The organism is Streptomyces sp. NPDC041713 (genome assembly GCF_055591085.1).
In genome coordinates, this window is sequence record NZ_JBVIZY010000006.1 from 21,210 (window position 1) to 37,294 (window position 16,085).

13 protein-coding genes are annotated in these 16,085 nt (G+C 72.7%); 4 read left to right on the forward strand and 9 right to left on the reverse strand.

Annotation, left to right across the window (positions count from 1 at the left end; genetic code table 11):
* Positions 1-215: 215 nt before the first annotated feature.
* Positions 216-4,901 (reverse strand): ATP-dependent helicase, encoded by a 4,686-nt coding sequence (locus ACZ6CV_RS19665; protein WP_469252041.1) that lies wholly within the window; start codon positions 4,899-4,901, stop codon positions 216-218.
* Positions 4,902-5,053: 152 nt separating this feature from the next.
* Entirely contained in the window at positions 5,054-6,019 is a 966-nt protein-coding gene (locus ACZ6CV_RS19670; RefSeq protein WP_469252042.1) for a hypothetical protein, read from the reverse strand.
* 79 nt (positions 6,020-6,098) lie between these two features.
* Here ACZ6CV_RS19670 and ACZ6CV_RS19675 point away from each other — a divergent pair, with 79 nt between their 5' ends.
* A complete protein-coding gene (locus ACZ6CV_RS19675; RefSeq protein ID WP_355804287.1) occupies positions 6,099-6,293 on the forward strand; it encodes a DUF3046 domain-containing protein in 195 nt (64 codons plus the stop codon).
* Positions 6,294-6,416: 123 nt separating this feature from the next.
* Positions 6,417-7,703: an AI-2E family transporter gene (locus tag ACZ6CV_RS19680; protein WP_469252043.1), complete on the forward strand. Its 1,287-nt coding sequence runs from the start codon at positions 6,417-6,419 to the stop codon at positions 7,701-7,703.
* Positions 7,704-7,756: 53 nt separating this feature from the next.
* Here the strand turns inward: ACZ6CV_RS19680 and ACZ6CV_RS19685 are convergent, their stop codons facing one another.
* Positions 7,757-8,575 carry a hypothetical protein gene (locus ACZ6CV_RS19685; RefSeq protein ID WP_469252044.1) on the reverse strand — a complete coding sequence of 273 codons (819 nt, stop codon included), beginning with the start codon at positions 8,573-8,575 and terminating at the stop codon, positions 7,757-7,759.
* A 337-nt stretch (positions 8,576-8,912) separates the two neighbouring features.
* Here ACZ6CV_RS19685 and recA point away from each other — a divergent pair, with 337 nt between their 5' ends.
* Entirely contained in the window at positions 8,913-10,037 is a 1,125-nt protein-coding gene (gene recA / locus ACZ6CV_RS19690) for a recombinase RecA (protein WP_355804291.1), read from the forward strand.
* Positions 10,038-10,040: 3 nt separating this feature from the next.
* Positions 10,041-10,868, forward strand: a complete 828-nt coding sequence (gene recX, locus ACZ6CV_RS19695; RefSeq protein ID WP_469252045.1) for a recombination regulator RecX — start codon at positions 10,041-10,043, stop codon at positions 10,866-10,868.
* Positions 10,869-11,014: 146 nt separating this feature from the next.
* On the opposite strand, the gene ACZ6CV_RS19700 is transcribed toward recX, so the two are convergent.
* The 6 genes from ACZ6CV_RS19700 to ACZ6CV_RS19725 form a co-directional block, all read right to left on the reverse strand.
* Positions 11,015-11,431: a rhodanese-like domain-containing protein gene (locus ACZ6CV_RS19700; RefSeq protein WP_469252046.1), complete on the reverse strand. Its 417-nt coding sequence runs from the start codon at positions 11,429-11,431 to the stop codon at positions 11,015-11,017.
* 50 nt (positions 11,432-11,481) lie between these two features.
* Positions 11,482-12,027 carry a cupin domain-containing protein gene (locus ACZ6CV_RS19705; protein WP_469252047.1) on the reverse strand — a complete coding sequence of 182 codons (546 nt, stop codon included), beginning with the start codon at positions 12,025-12,027 and terminating at the stop codon, positions 11,482-11,484.
* Between the two features lie 81 nt (positions 12,028-12,108).
* Positions 12,109-12,195, reverse strand: a complete 87-nt coding sequence (locus ACZ6CV_RS19710) for a putative leader peptide (protein ID WP_336621184.1) — start codon at positions 12,193-12,195, stop codon at positions 12,109-12,111.
* 158 nt (positions 12,196-12,353) lie between these two features.
* On the reverse strand, positions 12,354-14,075 hold the full coding sequence (locus ACZ6CV_RS19715) for an FAD-dependent monooxygenase (RefSeq protein ID WP_469252048.1): 1,722 nt from the start codon (positions 14,073-14,075) through the stop codon (positions 12,354-12,356).
* Between the two features lie 341 nt (positions 14,076-14,416).
* Positions 14,417-15,430, reverse strand: a complete 1,014-nt coding sequence (locus tag ACZ6CV_RS19720) for an amino acid ABC transporter permease (protein ID WP_469252049.1) — start codon at positions 15,428-15,430, stop codon at positions 14,417-14,419.
* The gene (locus ACZ6CV_RS19725; protein ID WP_355804303.1) at positions 15,427-16,074 is read right to left on the reverse strand and encodes an amino acid ABC transporter permease; all 648 of its coding nucleotides are present in this window, start codon (positions 16,072-16,074) and stop codon (positions 15,427-15,429) included. Before ACZ6CV_RS19725 ends, ACZ6CV_RS19720 begins: the two co-directional genes overlap by 4 nt.
* Positions 16,075-16,085: the final 11 nt, after the last annotated feature.

The following is a 16,085-nucleotide window of genomic DNA, read 5'->3' on the forward strand; positions in this document are numbered from 1 at the left end:
GGCTGCCCGTCGCCCGGACGTCCTGCCCTCGCCTTGGGGCGCGCCGTCGCCTAGGGGTGCACTGACGTCTACGCGCGCGCCTACGCCCCACGGCCGCGCGCCCTCGCCTACGGGCGCACCGTCGTTTACGTGCGTGCCCTCGCCCACGGCCGCTCGCCCTAGCCCCCGGGCCGGTCCTGGCCTGCGGGGCCGCCCTCGCACACGGCCGCGTGCCGTCACGCCCGCAGCCGCAGCCCGCGCGGGGTGGCGTGGAAACCGGCTCCTTCCAGGAGAGGGGCGAACGGAGAGGTCAGGGCGGCCACGCTGTTGACCCGCTCCACGGTGACCGTGCCGAGGGACCCCGCCCGGGCCGCCCCGGCGAGCGCTTCGGCGGCGGCGTGCAGGCGCGGGTCGTCGCCGAGCGGATCCTCCGGAGAGGCGGGCCAGGCCAGCAGCGTCTTGCCGCCGCGCTCCATGTAGAGCGTCAGCTCGCCGTCGACCAGGACGACGAGGGAGCCCGCCTTGCGGCCCGGCTTGTGGGTGGTGTCCTTCGGCGGCTCGGGCCAGGGGAGCGCGGCCCCGTACGCGTTGGCGGGGTCGGCCGCGGCGAGCACCACGGCGGCCGAGGCGTCGGAGGGGCGCGCACCGTCCGTACGCTCCCGCGCGTTCGCCGTGGCGCGCAGCCGGTCCACCGCCCCGTCCATCGCGAACTGCGCCGCGCCGAGACCCTCGACCACGTAGCCACGGCGCGCCTGGCCGCTGTCCTCGAACGCCGACAGGACGCGGTACGTGGCGGAGAAGCCGCCCTCGACCCCCTCGGCCGCCACCGCGCCGCGGGTCACCACGCCGTGCCGGTCCAGCAGGGCGCGGGCCAGGGCGTGCGCGCGCAGGGTCGGGTCCGTCTCGCGGTCGGGGAGCAGCGACCAGCGGCCGGCGACCGTCGGCGGGCCGGTGCGCGAGGTGGGGCGGGCGGCCCCGGTCAGGCTGCCGTAGCGCCCGCGCGGGACGTTGCGCTTGGCGCGGTGGGCGGTGGCTCCCGCGGTGCGGCCCGAACCGAGGAGCGAGCGCATCGGGCCGAGGGTGTCGTTGGTCAGCCGGCCCGACCAGGCCAGCTCCCAGATGGCGTCGGCCAGTTGCGGATCCAGCACTCCGGGGTGGGTGGTGGCGCGGACCTGGTCGGCGATCTGGCGGAAGAAGAGGCCGTACCCCCCGGAGAGGGTGGTCAGGACCGCCTCGTGCAGGGCGGTGAGCTCCAGTGGGTGCGGGGGAGGCAGGAGCAGGGGCGCGGTGTCGGCGAGGTACAGGGAGACCCAGCCGTCCTTGCCCGGCAGGGATCCGGCGCCGGCCCAGATCACCTCGCCGGCCGCGGTCAGCTCGTCGAGCATGGCCGGGTTGTAGCCCGTGACGCGGGACGGCAGGACGAGCTTCTCGAGGGCGGAGGCGGGGACGGTGGCGCCCTGCAGCTGTTCGACGGCGCGCACCAGGCCGTCGATGCCCCGCAGTCCGTGCCCGCCGAGGTTCTGCCACTGGGGCAGGAACTGGGCGAGCGCGGCCGGGGGAACCGGCTCCAACTCGTGCCGCAGGGCCGCGAGGGAGCGGCGACGCAGACGGCGCAGGACGGCGGCGTCGCACCACTCCTGGCCGATGCCCGCCGGATGGAACTCGCCCTGCACCACGCGGCCGTTCCCGGCGAGGCGTTGCAGCGCGCCTTCGGTGACCGCCGCTCCGAGGCCGAAGCGGGCGGCGGCGGTGGCGGAGGTGAAGGGGCCGTGCGTACGCGCGAAGCGGGCCAGGAGGTCGCCGAGCGGGTCCTTGACCGGCTCCATGAAGGCCTCGGGAACGCCGACCGGCAGGGCCGTGCCGAGGGCGTCGCGCAGCCGGCCCGCGTCCTCGATCGCCGCCCAGTGCTCGGCGCCCGCGATGCGGACCCGGATCGCGCGGCGGGCGGACGCCAGCTCCTCGGGCCACTGCGGCTCGGCGCCGCGCTCCACCAACTCGGCCGTGGTGAGCGGTCCGAGGAGCCGCAGCAGGTCGGCGACGCCCTCGGAGTCCTTGATGCGGCGGTCCTCCGTACGCCACTGGAGCTCCTGCTCCAGTTCCATCAGGACGTCGGCGTCGAGGAGCTCGCGCAATTCCGCCTGGCCGAGGAGCTCGGCGAGCAGCCGCGAGTCCAGGGAGAGGGCTGCCGCGCGCCGCTCGGCGAGGGGGGAGTCGCCCTCGTACAGGAACTGGGCGACGTACCCGAACAGGAGGGAGCGGGCGAACGGGGAGGGTTCGTTCGTCGTGACCTCGACGAGGCGGACGCGGCGGGACTCGATGTCGCCCATCAGCTCGGTGAGCCCCGGCACGTCGAAGACGTCCTGAAGGCACTCCCTGATCGCCTCCAGGACGATCGGGAAGGACCCGAACTCGCTGGCGACCTGCAGCAGCTGGGAGGCGCGCTGACGCTGCTGCCACAGCGGGGTGCGCTTGCCGGGGCTGCGGCGCGGCAACAGCAGCGCGCGGGCGGCGCATTCCCGGAACCGTGAGGCGAACAGCGCCGAGCCGCCCACCTCGTCGGTGACGATCTGGTTGACCTCGCCCTTGTCGAAGACCACGTCGCCGGCGCCGACCGGGGCCTTCTCGGCGTCGTACTCCACGGGGGGAGCGGCGGGCTCCTGGTCCAGCAGGTCGAGGCTCATCAGATCGGCGTCGGGCAGCCGCAGGACCAGGCCGTCGTCGGCGTGCATGACCTGGGCGTCCATGCCGTACCGCTCGGTGAGGCGGGCGCCGAGGGCGAGGGCCCAGGGGGCGTGCACCTGCGCTCCGAAGGGGGAGTGCACGACGACCCGCCAGTCGCCCAGCTCGTCGCGGAACCGCTCGACCACGATCGTGCGGTCGTCCGGAATGTGCCCGCAGGCCTCGCGCTGTTCGGCGAGGTAGGACAGGACGTTGTCGGCGGCCCAGGCGTCCAGGCCGGTGGCCAGCAGCCGCCCGCGCGCGTCCTCCCGCGAGAGCGCGCCGACCTCCCGGAGGAATGCGCCGAGCGCACGGCCCAGTTCGAGCGGCCGGCCCAGCTGGTCGCCCTTCCAGAAGGGGAGGCGGCCCGGGACGCCGGGAGCGGGGGAGACGAGGACGCGGTCGCGCGTGATGTCCTCGATGCGCCAGGAGCTGGTGCCCAGCGTGAAGACGTCACCCACCCGGGACTCGTAGACCATCTCCTCGTCGAGCTCCCCGACGCGGCCGCCGCCCTTCTTGGGGTCGGCGCCCGCCAGGAAGACCCCGAAGAGGCCGCGGTCGGGAATCGTGCCCCCTGAAGTCACTGCCAGCCGCTGGGCGCCCGGCCGGCCCGTGACGGTGCCCGCGACGCGGTCCCAGACCACGCGCGGGCGCAGCTCCGCGAAGGCGTCGGAGGGATAGCGGCCGGCGAGCATGTCCAGGACGGCCGTGAACGCCGACTCCGGGAGGGAGGCGAAGGAGGCCGCCCGGCGGACCACCGTCAGGAGGTCGTCTACCTGCCAGGTGTCGAGGGCGACCATCGCCACCAGCTGCTGGGCCAGCACGTCCAGGGGATTGGCCGGGATGCGCAACGACTCGATGGAGCCGGTCTGCATCCGCTCCGTGACGACGGCGGCCTGCACCAGGTCTCCCCGGTACTTCGGAAACACCACGCCCGTGGAGACCGCGCCCACCTGATGGCCCGCGCGGCCCACGCGCTGCAGCCCGGAGGCCACGGACGGCGGCGATTCGACCTGCACCACCAGGTCGACCGCGCCCATGTCGATGCCCAGCTCCAGGCTGGACGTGGCGACGACGGCCGGCAGCCGGCCCGCCTTGAGGTCCTCCTCGACCTGCGCGCGCTGCTCCTTGGAGACCGAGCCGTGGTGGGCCCGCGCCAGCACCGGCGGAGCCCCCTTGGCGGCGCCCGACTCGGCCATCAGCTCCGCCGGGGAGTGGTCCTCGGGGAGGGGCTCACCGGTCGCTCTCTCGTACGCGATTTCGTTGAGGCGGTTGCACAGGCGCTCGGCGAGACGGCGTGAGTTGGCGAACACGATGGTGGAGCGGTGCGCCTGGACGAGGTCGGTGATGCGCTCCTCGACGTGCGGCCAGATCGACGGACGCTCCGCCTCGGCGCCCGGGCCGTCGGCCGCGTCGGTGGCCGGGGATCCGCCCAGCTCCCCGAGGTCCTCCACCGGAACGACCACGGACAGGTCGAACTGCTTGCCGGACGGCGGCTGGACGATCTCGACCTTGCGCTTGGGCGAGAGATAGCGCGCCACCTCGTCCACCGGGCGGACCGTCGCCGACAGGCCGATGCGGCGGGCGGGCTTCGGCAGCAGCTCGTCGAGGCGCTCCAGGGAGAGCGCGAGATGGGCGCCGCGCTTGGTGCTCGCGACGGCGTGCACCTCGTCGAGGATCACCGTCTCGATGCCGGTGAGCGCGTCCCGCGTGGCGGAGGTGAGCATCAGGAACAGCGACTCGGGGGTGGTGATCAGGATGTCCGGCGGGCGGGTCGACAGGGCCCGCCGCTCGGCGGCCGGTGTGTCACCCGACCGGATGCCGACCCGCACCTCCGGCTCCGGCAGGCCGAGGCGCACCGATTCCTGCCGGATGCCGGTCAGGGGGCTGCGCAGATTGCGCTCCACGTCGACCGCGAGGGCCTTCAGCGGGGACACGTACAGCACCCGGCAGCGCTTCTTCGGGTCGGCGGGCGGGGGCGTCGACGCCAGCTGGTCGAGGGCGGCGAGGAAGGCGGCCAGGGTCTTGCCGGAACCGGTGGGCGCGACGACCAGCACGTCGGACCCCTCCGAGATGGCCTGCCACGCCCCGGCCTGGGCGGAGGTGGGCGCGGAGAAGGCCCCCGTGAACCAGCCGCGGGTCGCGGGGGAGAATCCGTCAAGGGCGCTGCGGGCGCCGTCGGCACGGGACGCGGAGCTGACCATGCCCCCATCGTGCACCCCGCCACTGACAACGGCGCCGACCTGCGGATCAGAGGGTCCAGCACGTCGCGCACGTCCCGGACGTCGCGCAGGCCGCGGAGCGGGGCGCGGCCGACGGGGCGACCGGATCGGTCGTGCGGGGGAGCCGGACTCCGTCAGCCGATGGGCCGCCCGTACGCCCGGAGCGTGCGCAGCGCCTGGATGGTGACGATCGGGCGCGACTCCAGGGCCGTGCCCGGTGCCCACTGCCGCCAGCGGACGGGCCAGCCGCCATCCTCCTGTTGTTCCCGGGCCAGGAAGTCGAGCGAACGTTCCATCTCCGCATCGGTGAACCACGAGCGGGCGAGCGATTCCGGGGTCCTCGCGAAGTCGTGCGGGAAGTGGTGCTCTCCCGGTGCGTAACCGGGCGCCACCGGATACGCGGCCAGGTCCGCCGGATCCAGCGCCGCGAGCCGCTGCCGCCGCACGAGGCGGCCGAGCCGGTCGGCGGCGGCCCGCGCGCGGGAGCGGTCGGGCACGCCGTCCAGGAAGGCGACCGCCGCCTGGATCTCGTACGGGTGTGACTTCTCGAGCGACTCGACGGCCGCCCAGCAGAAGTCCGTGGCCCGGAAGAGCCAGGCGTGCCACACGTCGTTGCGGTGCAACAGACCCACCACCGGGCCGGTGGCGAGCAGCTCGCCGGGCGGGTCCTCCACGACGGGCACGAACGGCGCCGAGGGGTAGCCGCGCTGGCTGGGATGGATCGCGGGCAGGGCCCCCGCGGCCGTCGACACCGACGTGAGATACCGGCACACGCGCTCCACCCGCTGGCCGCCGCAGCGGTGGATCGAGTCCAGTACGCGCAGCGCGTGCCCGACGTGCAGGGGCTGGCCGACGGGGCCGCGCAGATCGGGTTCGAGCGCGTAGCCGTACCCGCCGTCAGCCGTGGCGTACGAGGTCAGAGCGGTCTCGACCGCGTCCGCGGCCGGGGCCCCGCCCGCGCCCTCGAGGAAGTGGTACGCGAACCTCCGCTGCTCGAGGACGCGCGCGGTGAGCCAGACGAAGCGCTCGGCGCGGGCGACCGGGGAGGGCGCCGCGTCGGGGGAGCGCACGGCGTCGGGTGATGCTCCGGTTTCGGCCATGTTCCGACGGTAGGGCGGAAAGCGTTCTCGGCAAGCCCCCTGTGCCGGGCTGCACTCTCAGGGGCGCGATACTGGAGGCATGCGGTTGACGGTCTTCTGGCAGCGGATGGCGGCTCACTTCGGTGCGGGCTACGCCGACTCCTTCGCGCGCGATCACGTGATGTCGGAGCTGGGCGGCCGCACGGTCAACGAGGCGCTGGACGCGGGCTGGGAGGCCAAGGACGTCTGGCGCGCGGTGTGCACGGCGATGGGCGTGCCGGACGACAGGCGCTGACCTTGGTCGGCCGGAGCGCGGACGGGCTGCACGCGCGCGTGCGTCCGCCCGGCTCGCTCACGGAAGCGTCCCAAGATGTGAGGGCGGCGGTCGATTGTCGGCGGCGTGGGCGAGACTGGCTCCGTGGCACCGACAGATGAGACCGCGCAGGTCACCAAGGACACCGCTCCCCTCGGCACGACGCCGCCCGCACAGCCCCCCGCCGGGGCCGGGGCCGAGGAGGCAGGGCCGGCCGCCCGCATGCCGCGGTGGCTGCCGCGCGCCATGGTGCTCGCCCTCGCGCTCATCGCCTGTTTCCAGCTGGGCAGTTGGGCGTTCCATCAGCTGACCGGGCTGCTGATCAACATTCTGATCGCGTTCTTCCTCGCGCTGGCGGTCGAGCCCGCGGTGAGCTGGATGGCCGCGCGCGGGCTGCGCCGGGGCTTCGCCACCTTCCTGGTCTTCTTGAGCGTCGTGATCGTCGGCGCGGGCTTCATCACGCTGATGGGGTCCATGCTCGCGGGCCAGATCGTCGACATGGTGGAGGACTTCCCGGACTACCTCGACAAGGTCATCAGCTGGATCAACCAGACCTTCCACACGGACCTCTCCCGCGTCGAGGTGCAGGACAGCCTGGTCCACTCCGACTGGCTCCAGAAGTACGTGCAGAACAGCGCCAGCGGCGTCCTGGACGTCTCCGCGCAGGTCCTCGGCGGGCTGTTCCAGCTCCTGACGATCCTGCTGTTCTCGTTCTACTTCGCGGCCGACGGCCCGCGGCTGCGGCGCGCGCTGTGCTCGGTGCTGCCGCCCGCGCGGCAGGCCGAGGTGCTGCGCGCCTGGGAGATCGCGGTCGACAAGACCGGCGGCTACCTCTACTCGCGCGGCCTGATGGCGCTGATCTCCGGAATCGCGCACTACATCCTGCTGCAGGTGCTCAGCGTCCCCTACGCGCCCGTGCTCGGCGTGTGGGTGGGCCTCGTGTCCCAGTTCATCCCCACCATCGGCACGTACCTGGCGGGCGCTCTGCCGATGCTGATCGCCTTCACGGTCGATCCCTGGTATGCGCTCTGGGTGCTGGTCTTCGTGGTCGTCTACCAGCAGTTCGAGAACTACGTGCTGCAGCCCAAGCTGACCGCCAAGAGCGTGGACATCCACCCCGCGGTCGCCTTCGGCTCGGTCATCGCCGGCACCGCGCTCCTCGGCGCGGTCGGTGCGCTCATCGCCATCCCCGCGGTCGCGACGCTGCAGGCCTTCCTGGGGGCGTACGTGAAGAGGTACGACGTCACGGACGACCCCCGGGTGCACGGCCACCGGCGCCAGGTCGGAGCGCCGCTCCTCGCCCGCGTGCGGCGCGGACTGCGCGGACCGAACCATCCGGAGGCGCCCCCCACCTCCGCAGAGGAGCGGCCGAAGCGGGACCAGGGGGAGTAGGAGAATGGACCTGGGACCGGGCCAGCTGGCGCCAATACGGAACCGGCCCGGGGTCAGTGAGAGAAGACGCCCCAAACTCCGGCGGCGAGAACGGCCACTCCGTAGACGCCGACCGCCGCGCCCACGATCCGGAGCCGCGAACCCTCGTTCCAGGACGTGCGGGACAGCAGCCAGGCGAGGGCGGGCAGGACGAGCACGGCGTGCAGGCTCACTCCGTGCAGCGTCTTGAGCGGAGCCGTCGAGGCGTACGCCTCCTCCTGGTGTCCGGTCCGGGTGAGGTACACGCCGCGGGCGATCATCGCGGCGCCCGACGCCAGTGCGACGAGCAGTGCCCCGAAGCCCGCCCGGACCGCCAATGGCATCCCCACGGGGCCTTCGGGCCGCCGCCCGAACGAGATGAGCGCGAACGTCGAGAGCAGGACGACTAGGACTGCTCCGCCCATCGCGAGGGCCATGGTCACCGTGGAGTCGAAGCCGGTCTCCATGTTGAGATGCGAGGGCACGCGACGCCAGGCCTGCAGGGTGATTCCGCCGACCTCCAGCACACAGTCGGCGGCGAACACGACGAGCAGGACGGTCCGGGCGCGGTCGCTCCTCCGCAGGTATGAGGTGACCCAGGTGATCGCCGACAGGGTCACGCCGAAGGAGAGGCCGAACGTCACGGGCTTGCGCCAGGAGACGGGCCCCTCCCACGGGCCGCCGTCGACCGCGAAGACCACGAGGTGTGCCAGGCCCGAGACGACGAGGACGGCCGCGATCCCGTGGCAGAGGAGTTCGGCCGGGCGCACGGACGGCACGGGACGCGGGCCGTCGTCGGGGTGGTGGCCGTGCTCCCGCGGCCGGCCGGGGATGTCCGTGCTGCGGATGTCCATGGGGAGAAGCCTGGCCGGAGCGGCCGTCGAGGTCGTCCTCCGGCCGAAGACACCGGTCGTACGCTCGGAGGAGTACCGCCTCTGACGACGCCGCCGGCTGCGGCGTGCCACGCTTGACACTGAAATCGAACATCCATTCTTATGGGGTGTCCGGCGGCGATTTTCCGGGGCTGAGCGGAGGTTTCCCGGGACGCTCCAGAGGGTGTGACGAGGAGTCGGCCAGGGGCCGGGGCCTCGAGTTATCCACAGGCTGGACGGGCGTCGGGGCGGATTGTCAGTGGCAGGCGTTAGCGTCTTTGACGTGAAGCGATCGACTCAAGCAAATCGGGTGGAACCCATGGCAGGAACCGACCGCGAGAAGGCGCTCGACGCCGCGCTCGCACAGATTGAACGGCAATTCGGCAAGGGCGCAGTGATGCGCATGGGCGAGCGGCCGAACGAGCCCATCGAGGTCATCCCCACCGGGTCGACCGCGCTCGACGTCGCGCTCGGCGTCGGCGGCATCCCGCGCGGCCGTGTGGTGGAGGTGTACGGACCGGAGTCCTCCGGCAAGACGACGCTGACGCTGCACGCAGTCGCGAACGCGCAGAAGGCCGGCGGCTCGGTGGCCTTCATCGACGCCGAGCACGCCCTCGACCCCGAGTACGCGAAGAAGCTCGGCGTCGACATCGACAACCTCATCCTGTCCCAGCCGGACAACGGCGAGCAGGCCCTCGAGATCGTCGACATGCTGGTCCGCTCCGGCGCCCTCGACCTGATCGTCATCGACTCCGTCGCCGCCCTGGTGCCGCGCGCGGAGATCGAGGGCGAGATGGGCGACTCGCACGTGGGCCTCCAGGCCCGTCTGATGAGCCAGGCGCTCCGGAAGATCACCAGCGCGCTCAACCAGTCCAAGACCACCGCGATCTTCATCAACCAGCTCCGCGAGAAGATCGGCGTGATGTTCGGCTCGCCCGAGACCACGACCGGTGGCCGGGCCCTGAAGTTCTACGCCTCGGTGCGCATGGACATCCGCCGCATCGAGACCCTCAAGGACGGCACGGACGCGGTCGGCAACCGCACCCGCGTCAAGGTCGTCAAGAACAAGGTCGCGCCGCCCTTCAAGCAGGCCGAGTTCGACATCCTCTACGGCCAGGGCATCAGCCGCGAGGGCGGCCTGATCGACATGGGCGTGGAGCACGGCTTCGTCCGCAAGGCCGGCGCCTGGTACACGTACGAGGGCGACCAGCTCGGCCAGGGCAAGGAGAACGCCCGCAACTTCCTCAAGGACAACCCCGACCTCGCCAACGAGATCGAGAGGAAGATCAAGGAGAAGCTGGGCGTCGGGGTGAAGCCCGAGGCCCCTGCCGCCGAGGAGCCGGTCGTGGACGCGGCGGCGCCCGCTGCCGTGGCCGACGACGCCAAGACGGTGCCCGCGCCAGCGGTCAAGGCCACCAAGAAGACCGCGGCGGCCAAGAGCTAGCCCGTGACGCGACGAACCGACTGGGCGGACCACACCGCCCCCGAAAGCCGCCCCGGCCCCGCCGGGCGGGGCCACGGGGACGGTGCGGATCAGGACGGCACAGGCTGGGTCGGCGGCGGGCGCGGCGGCTCGGAGGCCATCGAGGGTGACGGCCTCGGTGGTGACGACTTCGGCGACGGCGTCGGCGTCGGCTTCGGCGGCGGCCTCCGGGAGGACGGCCGTCGGGACGGTGACGGCCGGGGGCACGGACGCCGCCGCCGGCGCGGTGGCTCCGACGGCCATCAGGACGGCGGCCCCTCTACCTCGTCGAGGGCCGAGAAGGGGGAGCCGCAGGATCCGGCCGAGCGGGCGCGGGCGATCTGTCTGCGCCTGCTCACCGGCACGGCGCGGACGCGCAAGCAGCTCGCGGACGCGTTGCGCAAGCGGGAGATCCCCGACGAGGTGGCGGAGGAAGTCCTCTCCCGCTTCGAAGAGGTCGGTCTGATCAACGACAGTGCCTTCGCGGACGCGTGGGTGGAGTCCCGGCACCACGGCCGGGGCCTGGCCCGTCGCGCGCTCGCGCGGGAGCTGCGCACCAAGGGCGTGGACTCCACGCTGATCGACGAAGCCGTGGGGCAGCTCGACTCGGAGCAGGAGGAGGCCACCGCGCGCGAGCTGGTCGCCCGCAAGCTCCGCTCCACGCGCGGCCTCGACCGGGACAAGCGCCTGCGCCGCCTCGCGGGCATGCTCGCCCGTAAGGGTTACGGGGAGGGCATGGCGCTCAGAGTGGTCCGCCAGGCCCTGGAGGAAGAGGGCGAGGAGACGGACGACTTGGGGTACGGGGCGTTCTGAGCGGGCCGCTCCCACGGGGGTGGGGCGGCAGCCGGAACGACTCCCGCATCCTGGGCCGGACGCACGCCTGTCCGACGTGAGGGCGGGTGCCCCTCACCGAGCCACAGTCACCCGGGTCTCGGTGAGCGGCACCCACGCGTGCGTACTCACGCCTCGGCGGTGACCACCGGGAGCCCTGCCGCCCGCCATGCCTGGAAGCCGCCGACCAGGTCGGTGGCGTGCCGCAGCCCCAACTGCCGCAAGGAGACGGCCGCGAGACTGGAGGCGTATCCCTCGTTGCAGACCACGACGACGCGCAGGTCGTGACCGGTGGCCTCCGGCGCGCGATGGCTGCCCCGCGGATCGAGGCGCCACTCCAGCTCGTTGCGCTCGACGACGAGCGCGCCGGGGATCAAGCCGTCGCGCTCACGCAGCGCCGCATAGCGGATGTCGACCAGCAGGCCACCGGCTTCGGCCGTCTCGTACGCCTCCTGAGGAGTGAGCCGGTCGAGATCGAGCCGGACGCGCTCCAGCAACTCGTCGATGCCGGGCGGCTGTTCACCGAGGCGGTCGCGGTCGCTCACTGCCGGTCCTCTACTCGCGGCCGGTCCTCCACCCACTGCTCCTGCTCCGGTCACTGCCAGTCCTCCGGGCGCTCCACGGACTCCAGGCGGAGCACGTCGCCGGTGCGGCTGTAGCGGCGGATCCGGGGGAGGGGCGGGTAGTAGGCGTGCACGGAGACGGCGTGCTCGGTCGTGGATTCGTTCAGGACCTCGTGCACGTGGTTGGTGCCGAAGGCGCGGCCCTCGCCGGTCGTCAACTCCCGTTGGCGGTCGACGTCGTCGGAGAGTTCGAGGGTCTTCCATCCGTCGGTGGGCAGGCGTGCGGCGAGCGAGTTCTCCTTGAGGGTGCCCGCCGCGGTGAGGAAGGCGCCGACCGACTCCGCGTGGTCGTGCCAGCCGGTGCCGGTTCCGGGCGGCCAGCCGATCAGCCAGGCCTCGCTGCCGCCGGGGCCCTGCAGCCGCACCCAGGTGCGGCCTTCGGGGTCGAGCGGGAGGGAGGCGATGAGTTCGGCGTCGGCCGCGGTGCGGCGGACGAAGGCGAGGAGCTCGGCCGCGGTGGGCGCCGACGAAGTCGTGGCGGCGGTGGCGGGTACGGCGGAGGAAGGGGCGACAGACACAAGTACCGTCCTGGAGGTTCGCGGAAGCGCGCGCGAGACGGCCCCTGGGGGGCGCTCAGCGCGCGAGGAGATCAGGCGAATTCAGCAGGACGGGTGACACACGCAGCCTGCATAGCGGACGAGGTCCATGTGGACCCTCCGCCACAGGCGTACATCGGTGTCGGTCACGATCCGGAGTAGACCACGGGGGTGGAAACCGGTCAACCCTGGCTCAGCATGCGGCCGTCAGCCCTCGGGGGCGGGCGGCGGCGCCCTGGGCGGAGGCGGGGGCTTCGTCCGCACGGCCGACGAGCAGCCCCCGCCCCCGCGCCTCCGCCCCTCCCCGCCTACGCCCTAGGCCGTACACCCCCGGCCGCCCTCGCCGTACTCTCCGCCCCCGCCGCCTTCTCCGCCCTCTCCGCCTCGCCCTCCCGATCAGAACGGGCGGCCGGCCCCGCGGTCCCCGCCCCTGCCCCCGTCCCCGCCCCGGCCTTCCGGCCCGCCGGTGCCGGGCCGCCCAGTGCCGCCTCGGCCGCCGCGTACAGCTCGGCAGGGCGTACCCCGGAGAGCGCGGTGACCAGGTGGCCGTCCGGGCGGATGAGGAGGACCGCGTGGGCGGCGGCCCCGGGATAGCTCTCCGCGACGAGCAGCTCGGCCGGGTGCGGCAGCGCCGTCACGGCGGCGGCGAGCCGCGGCATGATCCCGGCCGTCACCCAGTGCCGCCGCTCCCACACCCCGGTTCCCGGCGCGACCAGCAGGACGATCAGATGCCCGAACCCGAGCCGGTCGCGCAGCCGGACGAAGGACCCGTCGGGGGCCGTGACCCGTACGTCCGCGACCGGCGCGCCCGGTTCCGTGCCCACCGGAAGGACGGACTCCGAGGGGGCGGGTGCCAGCGGCGACTCGGCGTACGACGAGGGCGCGCCGAGCGTCCCGCGCCCCACATGACCGTCCGTGAGGAGCGTGTCGTGCCCGCGCGCGCTGCCGGGCACGTACGAACGCAGTCCCTTGCCGCCGCGCAGCACCGGCAGCGACTGATCGGCGGCGCGCAGGCGTGCGGCCACGCCGGCCCGCCGCTCGACCTGGTAGCTGTCGAGCAGCGCTTCGTGCCCGCCGTGGTGCCAGGCGAGCGCCAGCTTCCAGGCGAGGTTGTCGGCGTCCCGCAGCCCCTCGTCGAGCCCCTGGGTGCCGAGCGCGCCGAGCAGGTGCGCGGCGTCCCCGGCGAGGAAGGCGCGGCCGACCCGCCACCGTCGGGCGAGCCGGTGGTGGACCGTGTGCACACCCGTGTCGAGCAGTTCGTACGGCGGTGTGGAGCCGCCGCACCAGCCGGCCAGGGTCTCGCGGATGCGGGTGACGAGGGCGTCGGGCGTCACCAGCTCGCCGCGGGGCGGGAGCAGCCAGTCGAGCCGCCACACCCCGTCGGCGAGCGGGCGGCCCGTCACTTCGGCGCCCCCGCCGCGCCACGGGGGCATCCGATGCAACAACGCCTGGCGGGGCCAGGGAAGTTCCGTGCGCAGCGAGGCGACGGCGTGTCGTTCGACGGCCGTGCGGCCGGGGAAGCGCACGTCGAGGAGTTTGCGCACCGTGGAACGTGCGCCGTCGCAGCCCACCAGATAACTGCCGCGCCACCACGTGCCCTTGGGCCCGCGTGTATGGGCGGTCAGCCCGGCGGGGTCCTGTTCCAGGGAGTCGAGCTTGTTGTCCACCGCGATCTTGACGAGCCGTTCGTCGGCGATGGCCTCGCGCAACGCGCCGGTCAGTGTGTGCTGCGGCAGGTGGAGCGGGGAGGGGGTCTCGTCGTCGAAGTCGAGCTCGCGCATCAGCTGTTTGCGCCGTACGGACCGCCAGCCGGCCCACCGCGCGCCCGACTCCGTATCTCCGAACGAATGGCCGGCGAGTCGCTCCACGAACGCCGCGGTGTCCTCGCGGAGCACGACGGTCCGCGCCGGCCGCTGCTCGTCCTTGCCCGGGCCCCCGTCGAGGACGACGGTGGGCACCGAGTGGCGGGCGAGGGCGAGGGCGAGCGCGAGTCCGACCGGGCCCGCGCCGACGACGATCACCGGGTCCACGGCGCACACCCTCCGCCCCGCTGGGCTCCGAGGGTCCGGGCTGCCCGGAAGCGCTGGACGTACGTACGAGAACTGGCAGTTGGAGCCCGGTGCACGATCACAGAACGTATGCAACCCACTGCTTGTGCCTGCGTCAAGCGACGGCGGTGCTGACACGACCGCGACCGTCACGGCCTTGTCCGATCGTCTCATCGATCGCGTGTTCGCCGTGGCGGGCGCCCCGTCGGCCGCGTCCACGGGGAGGAGGACGCGCCCCGTGCACGGAAAACAGCGGAGGCGGCGGCCGCCGGGCCACCGCCTCCGCTGTCACCTGTCACCGCAGGCCGGTTCCTGATGCGTGATCAGTCGCCCTTGGCGGGCGGCTCGTGGCCGGGACCGTCGTCACGTGCCGTGTCGGTCTTCGGCTCGGCCAGGAGCGTGTCGGTCGACCGCGCGGCGTCCGACGTCGGGCCGAGCGGTTCGGACGGGTCGAGCACCCCGGGGGCCTCGGCCGGTTCGGCGGCCGCCGCCACGACGATGCCCGTCTTGGTGCGCCGCCCGCGCTTCTCGACCCAGGTGGCGAGCGCGGAGAGGGCCATGCACATCGCCACGTAGATCGTGCCGACGACCATGATCACCGGAACGTAGATGTACTGGCCGTTGACGAGCGTGGTGTTGGCCAGCTGGCGCCCCGCGTACAGCAGCTCCGCGTACGTGATGATGTAGCCGAGCGAGGTGTCCTTGAGCGTGACCACCAGCTGGCTGATGATCGTCGGCAGCATGGACCTGACCGCCTGCGGGATCAGCAGCATGGTCATGACCTGGGACTTGCGCAGCCCCAGCGCGTAGGCCGCCTCCACCTGACCGCGCGGCACGGCGTTGAAGCCGGCTCGCAGCACCTCCGCCTGAACGGCGCCGTTGTAGATGGCCAGACCGATGACGAGGGCCCAGAAGCCGTTGTTCGTCCCGATGGAGCCCAGGTCGCCCTTGTAGGTGAGGAAGAGCACCCACAGCGCGTAGATCGTGATCAGCAGCGGGATGGCACGGAACAGCTCGATGAATCCGGTCGCCACCCAGCGGACCGGGCGGTGGTCCGACGCGCGGGCCACCGCGAGCAGCGCACCGAGCACCAGGGACAGCGCACCGGCGAGGACGAAGACCTTCAGCGTGGTGACGATGCCGTCGCGGATGGTGGTCCGCACATTGGAGTAGTTGAAGGTGTTCCAGACCTCGGACGCGAAGTGTCCGCGGTCCGCGAGGCGCATGATCACGAAGACGACGAGGCCGATGATGGCGACCGTGCCGACGACGGAGTAGATGCGGTTGCGCATCCGGGCCTTGGGGCCCGGAGCGTCGTACAGGACGCTGGAGCTCATCGTGCGACCTCCATGCTCCGCTCCAGCAGCCGGAACAGACCGCTGATGGTGAATGTGATCACGAGGTAGCCGAGCGCCACCCAGAGGAAGAGCCAGGCGATGGCGAAGCCCTGGTCACTGAGGAACTTCTGCCAGCCGAACAGCTCCGTGACGCTGAACGCGCCCGCGATGGCGGAGTTCTTCGTCAGCGCGATGAAGATGCTGCTCAGCGGCGGCAGCACGGTGCGCACGGCCTGGGGAAGGACGATCGTGCCGAGGGTCTGGAAGAACGTCATGCCGAGCGATCGGGCGGCCTCCGCCTGCCCCAGGGGCACGGTGTTGATGCCGGACCTGACGGCCTCGCAGACGAACGACGAGGTGTAGACGCTGAGCACGATCAGCGCCTTGGTCCACGGGTCGAAGCCGAAGTCGAAGACCTGCGGCACCGCGAACCAGATGGTGAGGAAGAGCAGCGTCAGCGGCGTGTTCCGGAACAGGGTGACCCAGGCGGTGCCGAAGAACCGCAGCGGTGGTACCGGCGAGACCCGGAAACCGGCGAGCACGATGCCGAGGAGCAGCGCGAGCGCGCCACTGGCGACGGTCAGCCAGACGGTGCCTATGAATCCCTCGCGGAATTCCGCCAAATGGTCGAGCAGTACATTCACGGGGATGTCCT